The sequence below is a fragment of the Cohnella sp. GbtcB17 genome (assembly GCF_019091135.1).
Classification (GTDB): domain Bacteria; phylum Bacillota; class Bacilli; order Paenibacillales; family Paenibacillaceae; genus Cohnella.
On record NZ_JAGXJW010000110.1, the window covers coordinates 1,320 to 8,416 of the forward strand.

A 7,097-nucleotide genomic window follows, 5' to 3' on the forward strand; every position below is an offset into this window, starting at 1 on the left:
CCTGCAGCGGCGTCGTCGGCAACAAGCCGACCTATGGCCGCGACAGCAAGCACGGCGTTTTCCCGATGGTATGGTCGCTCGATCACGCCGGCCCGCTCACCCGCAGCGTGAAGGACGCCTCGATCTGCCTCGACATCATGTCGGGCTTCGACGCGAAGGACGAATCCACTGTCGATCTGCCCGCGCCCGGCATGCGCGACTACGGCGACAGCCTGAAGGGCGTGAAGCTCGGCATTCCGACCGAATTTTACTATGAAAATATAAGCGCCGACGTCGAAGCCGCCCTGCACGCGGCCATGGCCAAGTTCAGAGAGCTCGGCGCGGAGATCGTCGAAGTGAAGCTGCCGATGATTCATCGGGCGCAGGGCATCGCCATGGCGATCTGCCTGGGCGAGCTTTCCGCCATTCACGAGGAATGGATCGCGACGCGCCCGCAGGACTATGGGCCGGACGTACGTCTCATGCTCGAGAGCGGCAAGGACCTGCCCGCCTCGGCCTACCTGCAGGCGCAGCGCGCCCGGCATCTCGTCGTGCAGGATTATCTGGACGCCCTGTCCGGCGTCGATGCGCTGCTCACGCCGACCACGCCGATCACGGCGCCGCGCTCGGGCGATTTCGAAGGCTCGCTGCAGCTTGCGCGGCTCACGATGCCGACCAATCTGACCGGCCTGCCGAGCCTGTCGATGCCTTGCGGCTTCTCGCCCGCGGGTCTGCCGGTCAACATGCAGCTGATCGGCCGTCCTTTCGAGGAAGCGACCGTACTCGGCATCGGCCATGTTTACGAGCAGAACACCGATTGGCACACCCGTCATCCTGCGCTGTGATTTTCAAAGTGACTTTCAAAGTGATTTTCAAACGATACGGAACCCGATAAAAGGAGCGACTGACATGGGAGATTACGAGGATTTAAAAAGCGAGGCTGTCCCCGCAGGCACGGAAGCGAGCGGCACGGAAATGACGGAGCAGTCGAAGCAAGCGTTCGCCCGTTTCGCTGCTGCGATCGACAGCATCAAAGGGCTGGATCTGACAGGCATCGAGCCGATCCTGCCGCCGACGTACAGGGCGTCGCGCTACCGGACATCCTGACCGACGATTGCCTTCGATCACACCAGCCTGTAAGCCGGATCGATCTGCCGGACGTACGACTCCAAGGCGGACAGTATGACCGGCGCAAACTGCGCGATCGGCAGCGGCGAAGCCGGAGACGAAGGCCGGCTGAGCAAGATAGGCAAGCTGAGGTACGCCTCCGGCATTAGCAGCGCACGGAAGGGCAGCGACGCGCCGAGCAGCTGGTAAATCGACGTGACCGGCATGAACGTATAGCCGAACCCGCCGACTACAATATCGATAGCCGCTTCGACATCCTGAACGATATGGAAGCGGTCGGGGCTATCCCCGAACAGCTTAAGGAACACCTGGCTCGTCACATGCGGGAACGACAGCAGCGGCGCGCTCTCGAACAGCACGAACCGCTCGTCCTTGAGCAGGTGCGCGTTGCTCATGTCCGGCAGAATATCCGGGAAGCCCGTCTTCGGATAGAGCAGCACGAGCCGATCGTTCGCAAGCCGGCAGGAGGTCAGGTTCGGCCGCGGCCCCGTCTCGTAGTGAAGGCACAGGTCGAGACTGTCGCAATCCGTCAGATTGAGCAGCAGGTCCGACGTCTTCGTGACGAACTTGCACTCGGTATCCGGTGCGGCGGCTTGAATGCCCTGAACGATCGGTCCGACGAACGCGGGAAAAAAGAACGATTCCACCCCGACGCGCAGCCGGAGCGCATTGGTGATGGCGTCGATCGGCCCCTCCGGCTCGCGCACCTCGCGTCTGCGCAGCAGGGTCGCGGCTTCTTCCAGCTCCTCGAACATGCCGATCGAGTACGTCAGGAAAAAGCGTCCGTGCTTGGTGAGCCGGATGCCGTCCCAGCTTCGCTCCAGCAGACTGACGCCGAGATCGCGCTCAAGCTTCTTGAGCCGGGCGCTCAGCGTCGGCTGCGTCACATGCAGCGCCTGCGCCGCGCGCGAGATGCTCTTCTCCCTGGCGACGGCGACAAACGAATGCAGACCTTCCATATCCATAGCCGCTTCAGTCTCCTTTCCGTCTGTAGCCGTATGCCTGCTTGCCCTGGAATGCCGCGTCGATGGCGGTCTTCAGCCGCTCGGTGACCGCCTTGGCGATCCGTTCGATCGGATGATGCGAGGATGGGTTCTGCGCGTAGGTGATGAAGACGGGCGAGATGAGAAACTCCGCTTCCATCTCGATCGCGTGAAAGGGCAGCGGCGCATCCATCATATGGAGCAGGCTGGAGCGGGGCATGAACGTATAGCCGAAACCGCGGCGCAGCATGTCGGCCATCACAGTGAAGTCGTTCACGATATGGAATCGCTCCGGCACCCGGCCAAGCAAGTAGTGGAATACCCGCTCCGTCACCTCGCTGTACTGGCGCAGCGGCGAATTGTCGAAGAGGATAAACGGCCGGTCCGCAAGCAGCGGCGCATTCGAGAGATCGGTCCGGATATCCGGGTACCCTTCCTTCGGATACAACAGCACGCCCTTGTCGTAGTGCACAAGCCGCGAGCAAGGATGCAGATCGCCGATGTAATTAAAGTTTACACAAAAATCCAGGCTCTCGCAGTCTACCATGCCCGTCAAAAGGTCGGACGTCTTGTTCGCGAATAGGCATTCCGCATTGGGAACGACGGACCGGACTCCTTCAATGACGGAAGGCAGGAAAGCCGGATAGTAAAACGACTCGATGCCGATCCGCAGCCGTTTCTCGTTCGCGATCGCCTCGAGCGGACGCTCGAGGATGCCGCCGCCGCCGTCCTGACTCAGGATGGCCGCCGCCTCCTCGATCTGCTGGAACAGGTCGACGGAGTAGGACAGGAAGAAGCGGCCCTCCTTGGTCAGCCGGATGCCGTCCCAGCCGCGATCGAGCAGCTTCACGCCGAGGCCCTCCTCCAGCTTGCGGAGGCGGGCGCTAAGCGTCGGCTGCGTCACGTGCAGCGCCTGCGCCGCTTTGGAGATACTCTTCTCTCTGGCAACGGCGATAAAAGAGTGCAATCCGTCCATATCCATCCTGCCCGCCTCCCGGCCGCATCGTATTATGTAACATTCTATAACATACTTTTAGCGGATAGTAGCCTCATTTCATACCAGAATGGATAAGTCGACCCAAAACTAACCTATTGGAGGAATATACAATGACTGCTCATCTTCAACCGCAAGACACTGCCCTTGTTATCATCGATATGCAAAACGACTTCTGCCATGAGGACGGCGCCTCCGCCAAGCGCGGACTGGCCGACATCGCCGCATTCCAAGCCTGCGTGCCCAAGATCGACGGTCTGATCGCCCATGCGCGCGCCGCCGGCGTTCCCGTCGTATTCGTCTACATGACGCTGGACGACACGACCAAGTCCGAAGCATGGACCAACAAGCACGGGAGCGAGATGTCCATCGTCGTTAAGGGCAGCTGGGGCGCCGACTACTACAAGTTGTATCCGCAGCCCGGAGACGCCGTCGTGGAGAAGCACCGCTACAGTGGCTTCATCGGCACGAACCTGGATCTCATCCTGCGATCCATGGGCTGCAAATCGATCGTCCTCACCGGCGTGCTCACCAACGTGTGCGTAGAATCGACGGCGCGGGACGGCTTCATGCTCGATTACAACGTCACGCTCGTGTCCGACGCCTGCGCCGGCTCAAGCCCCGAGGCGCATGCCGGCACCCTCGCCAACATCGCGAGCGTCTTCGGCACCGTGCTCGATGCCGAGCAGGTGGGCGCCGTCTGGCAAGCTGCGGCTGCGCCGGTCGAGGCGTCAGCCTGACTGACGCGCTCAGCCTGAAACGCCAAAGGACCGCGCGGCATCAACACCGACGCGGTCCTTTGTATTTTCTCGAGCAGCGACGCATCTCCGGCGCGCGCGTTTTAACGGTATCCCCTTCGATCAGGAATCAGCTCCCCTGAGCGAAGGGGATATCCTTCAAATACGCGAGCCGTCCCCTGCCGCTACTCCCCTTCGTTCAATATCGCCTGCACTCTGCCGACCTGGCCGTCCTGCAGCCTCACCTTGATGCCGTGCGGGTGCGTAGCCGAGTTCGTCAGCAGATCCTTCACGACGCCGCGGGTCAGCTTGCCCGTACGCTGATCCTGCTTCAACACGATATCCACCGTCAGTCCGGGCTTAACGTCGCTGCGGTTCCGCCCGCTGCCTGCCATATGCGCTCCATCCTTCCTTTGCCAAGCCTGATTCGCTGTCTTGCGCGCCTTGTTCGGCGTATGTTGCCATCATATCAAGACTGCGAGTCCGGTGCACCTCTCGAGACAGGAAGTGACGCACAATACCTTCTGGTGATACAATATGTATCTAAGGAGGTGCTCTCCATGGTGCTGACTGCCCGCGGGAGCTTGCGGAACCGATATTTGCTCTTGATTCTGTCCGTATTCGATGCGCTCGCGACGGATTGCGGCATTCGACTGCGGCTGATTCAAGAAGCGAATCCGATCGCAAAGGCGTTGTACGAATCCAACATCGTCTTTTTCTACGGCTACAAAACCCTCCTGCCGCTCCTCCTGCTGTTCCTGCTCCGTCATGCGCCCGAGCGCCCGATCGTTCGTCTTGGCATCGCGCTCGCTACAGCGCTGTATGCCGCCGTCGCGATCTATCATGTCTTCTGGATCGCATTTGCCGCAGCCACCCTCTGACTTTGGTCTTGACGATGCCTTCCGATCTTGCGGATGCGGCGTTCAAGCGATACGATACGTGTAGAGCCAGGGAGGCGATATCGCGATGCAGGAGCAGCCCATCAAAGTTTATAACACCGCAGTCGAAGCGACGCTCGAAGTTATCGGCGGCAAATGGAAGCCGGTCATCCTCTTCTACCTCACCTTCGGCAAGCGGCGCAACGGCGAATTCATGCGGCTTATCCCCTCGATCACGCAAAAGATGCTGTCGCAGCAGCTGTCCGAACTGACGGCGGACGGTATCGTCTCGCGCATCGTCTACAATGAGATGCCGCCGAAGGTCGAATATGAGCTGACGCCATACGGCCGGAGCCTGAGGGACTTGCTCCATCTCATGTGCAAATGGGGCGACACGCATATCGAGCGTTCCTACGGCGACCGCGGACGCGTGCTGTTTGAGCCGCCCAGTGACGCCGATTGAACTCAAAAAGCCGGCTCTGCCGATAACGGCGGAGCCGGCTTCGTCTTGCACCTGAATTAAGGGATAACCTTGCGCAGGCGCAGGTCATCGAAGATTCCCATGAACATCGCTTCCGTGTCTATGAACTCATGGAATCCGAAGCGGCGCGCCTTGGTGCCGTCGGCAAAGAAATCGTAATCCCACGAAAAAACGAAATCCCCGAACCGCCAGGAAGAGACAGCGTCGTAGCTGTTCGGAGCAAGGCCGTATTTCTCGACCATCGCGTCCCATAGGGGCTCCTTGTCCGCCATCACGGTCTCGAGAGACATCTGAAGCGGGGGCGCTGTCTCAAGCCCGAAGTTCGCCGCAATCTTCGGCCACAGCTCGTTCCAGCGGTAGAGGTCGCCGTTCGCGATGTTAAAAGCCTGGTTCGCGCAGCGCGGATCGGTCGCCGCCCACACCGTGGCTCTGGCCAGCAGGCCGGCGTCGGTCATCTCCAGCAGACTGTCGTAGGCGCCGGGTTTGCCCGGGAAGCGCAGCGGCAGTCCCAGTTCCTTGGATATCGCGGCATAGACCGCGATGACCATCGCCAGGTTCATCGGATTGCCGGTCGCATAGCCGGCCACGACGGAAGGCCGCAGCGCGGACCAGGTCCACTTGCTGCCGGGCTGTCTGCACTCGAGGAACTGCTGCTGGTCGATGTTGAACTCCGGCGGCATATGGCCGGCATCCGTCTCCCGAGCAGGCGTCTTGAACGGACCGAGATGCGCACCGTAGACTTTGTAGCCCTGCATGAGACTGATATGGCGAAGGTCCGGCGCGATCGGCTCGACGGCATCGACCGCATGGACAAGCATCGCCAGATTCGGCTGGACGAGCTCGGCCCAGGTCGGTCGATCCTGATAGGCTGCGTAGAAAATATGCGTAACCTCAGTCAGCGCACCCAGCTTTTCGCGGGTATCCGCCTCGTCCAATAGGTCCGCCGCCACGTAGCGGATGCGACCTGTGTTTTCGCCCCCGCGCCTCGATACGCCTATGATGTCCCATTCGGGCAGCGTCGCCAGATAATCGATCAGATTCCGTCCGATCACGCCGTTCGCGCCGATCACCAGCGCCGTTTTGCGGGCGTCCGTCTTCGTTGGATTCATGCTCATCTTCCTCCTCGCTTCGGTTAACACCATTGTGCGGCAGAGGAAAAGAAGTGAACAGTACGCACCTTCAAGTCATCAGGTTACTTGCAAGTAATCAAAGCGTCGCGCCGAGGTTTAAGCCTACTCCGCCGCCCCTATGTCATGCTGTCCGATGATCAGCGTAATCGGTTCCAAGTAAGCTCGCAGTTCATTCTTCTCGCCCGTCGTATCCACTTCGATATCGACGACCTTGCTGCTCACCGTCCGTTCCTCCCGGCGGTCGTACACAACCTCGAATTCGCGCAAGCCGAGCGGGTACGTGACGACCGACCAGCCGATCGCGAGCGATCCGGGCACGTCCACCGCATGCGAGAAGTCGACGCGCGTCAGCATCTCTTCGTTCATATCCACGATCGTCACCTGCTGCAAAATTTCCGTTTTCATCTTCGTTATCCCCTTTGCGATTAATGAACACTATATCCAGAGCGCCGCCGGCGCGGACAAAAAAGCGTCCTATGGCATATATCGGCGAATCCATGCTGCATTTGTAAGCCATCCGACCTATAAAGCCAAAAACGCCTCGCGCACTTGGAGTACGCAAAGCGTTTTTGCTGAGATCCAAGCTTATTTGCGGCCTTTCGGCGATCGCGAAGGCGCTTTGCCGCGGCCTGCCCCGCCGCCCGGCGCGCCGCCGAAGCCGCCCCGTCCGCCCGAAGAAGGCTTGCGCCCGCCGGACTGCGCCCTTCCGCCGCTGCGCCCGCCGGACGGACGCCCGCTGCCGCGGGCGAAGCCGCCGGCTCCGCCGCCAGGGCCGGCGCCGAAGCTG

10 protein-coding genes and 1 pseudogene are annotated in these 7,097 nt (G+C 60.7%); 5 read left to right on the forward strand and 6 right to left on the reverse strand.

Going from position 1 to position 7,097, the window contains the following annotated elements; all coding sequences use genetic code 11:
* Both KVT38_RS35100 and KVT38_RS32540 read left to right on the forward strand, forming a co-directional pair.
* Window positions 1-824: amidase (locus KVT38_RS35100; protein WP_254639735.1), on the forward strand; the 824-nt coding region annotated here is incomplete at its 5' end.
* Window positions 825-888: 64 nt separating this feature from the next.
* Window positions 889-1,086, forward strand: a complete 198-nt coding sequence (locus KVT38_RS32540; protein WP_217597909.1) for a hypothetical protein — start codon at window positions 889-891, stop codon at window positions 1,084-1,086.
* 17 nt (window positions 1,087-1,103) lie between these two features.
* On the opposite strand, the gene KVT38_RS32545 is transcribed toward KVT38_RS32540, so the two are convergent.
* Both KVT38_RS32545 and KVT38_RS32550 read right to left on the reverse strand, forming a co-directional pair.
* Window positions 1,104-2,072, reverse strand: a complete 969-nt coding sequence (locus tag KVT38_RS32545) for a LysR family transcriptional regulator (protein WP_217597910.1) — start codon at window positions 2,070-2,072, stop codon at window positions 1,104-1,106.
* A gap of 7 nt (window positions 2,073-2,079) precedes the next feature.
* Window positions 2,080-3,072, reverse strand: a complete 993-nt coding sequence (locus KVT38_RS32550) for a LysR family transcriptional regulator (RefSeq protein WP_217597911.1) — start codon at window positions 3,070-3,072, stop codon at window positions 2,080-2,082.
* 125 nt (window positions 3,073-3,197) lie between these two features.
* Here KVT38_RS32550 and KVT38_RS32555 point away from each other — a divergent pair, with 125 nt between their 5' ends.
* Window positions 3,198-3,824 carry a cysteine hydrolase family protein gene (locus KVT38_RS32555; protein ID WP_217597912.1) on the forward strand — a complete coding sequence of 209 codons (627 nt, stop codon included), beginning with the start codon at window positions 3,198-3,200 and terminating at the stop codon, window positions 3,822-3,824.
* Between the two features lie 182 nt (window positions 3,825-4,006).
* Here the strand turns inward: KVT38_RS32555 and KVT38_RS32560 are convergent, their stop codons facing one another.
* On the reverse strand, window positions 4,007-4,216 hold the full coding sequence (locus KVT38_RS32560; RefSeq protein WP_217597913.1) for a YwbE family protein: 210 nt from the start codon (window positions 4,214-4,216) through the stop codon (window positions 4,007-4,009).
* A gap of 165 nt (window positions 4,217-4,381) precedes the next feature.
* Between KVT38_RS32560 and KVT38_RS32565 the strand changes: the two genes are divergently transcribed.
* The gene (locus tag KVT38_RS32565) at window positions 4,382-4,702 is read left to right on the forward strand and encodes a DUF5658 family protein (RefSeq protein ID WP_217597914.1); all 321 of its coding nucleotides are present in this window, start codon (window positions 4,382-4,384) and stop codon (window positions 4,700-4,702) included.
* 85 nt (window positions 4,703-4,787) lie between these two features.
* Window positions 4,788-5,162: a winged helix-turn-helix transcriptional regulator gene (locus KVT38_RS32570; protein ID WP_217597915.1), complete on the forward strand. Its 375-nt coding sequence runs from the start codon at window positions 4,788-4,790 to the stop codon at window positions 5,160-5,162.
* Window positions 5,163-5,218: 56 nt separating this feature from the next.
* Here the strand turns inward: KVT38_RS32570 and KVT38_RS32575 are convergent, their stop codons facing one another.
* The 3 genes and pseudogenes from KVT38_RS32575 to KVT38_RS32585 form a co-directional block, all read right to left on the reverse strand.
* Window positions 5,219-6,289, reverse strand: coding sequence for an SDR family oxidoreductase (locus KVT38_RS32575; RefSeq protein ID WP_217597916.1), 1,071 nt, complete (start codon window positions 6,287-6,289; stop codon window positions 5,219-5,221).
* A 123-nt stretch (window positions 6,290-6,412) separates the two neighbouring features.
* Window positions 6,413-6,715 (reverse strand): hypothetical protein, encoded by a 303-nt coding sequence (locus KVT38_RS32580; RefSeq protein WP_217597917.1) that lies wholly within the window; start codon window positions 6,713-6,715, stop codon window positions 6,413-6,415.
* Between the two features lie 180 nt (window positions 6,716-6,895).
* Window positions 6,896-7,097 (reverse strand): annotated as a pseudogene (locus KVT38_RS32585) (peptidoglycan-binding domain-containing protein); the annotation flags it as partial.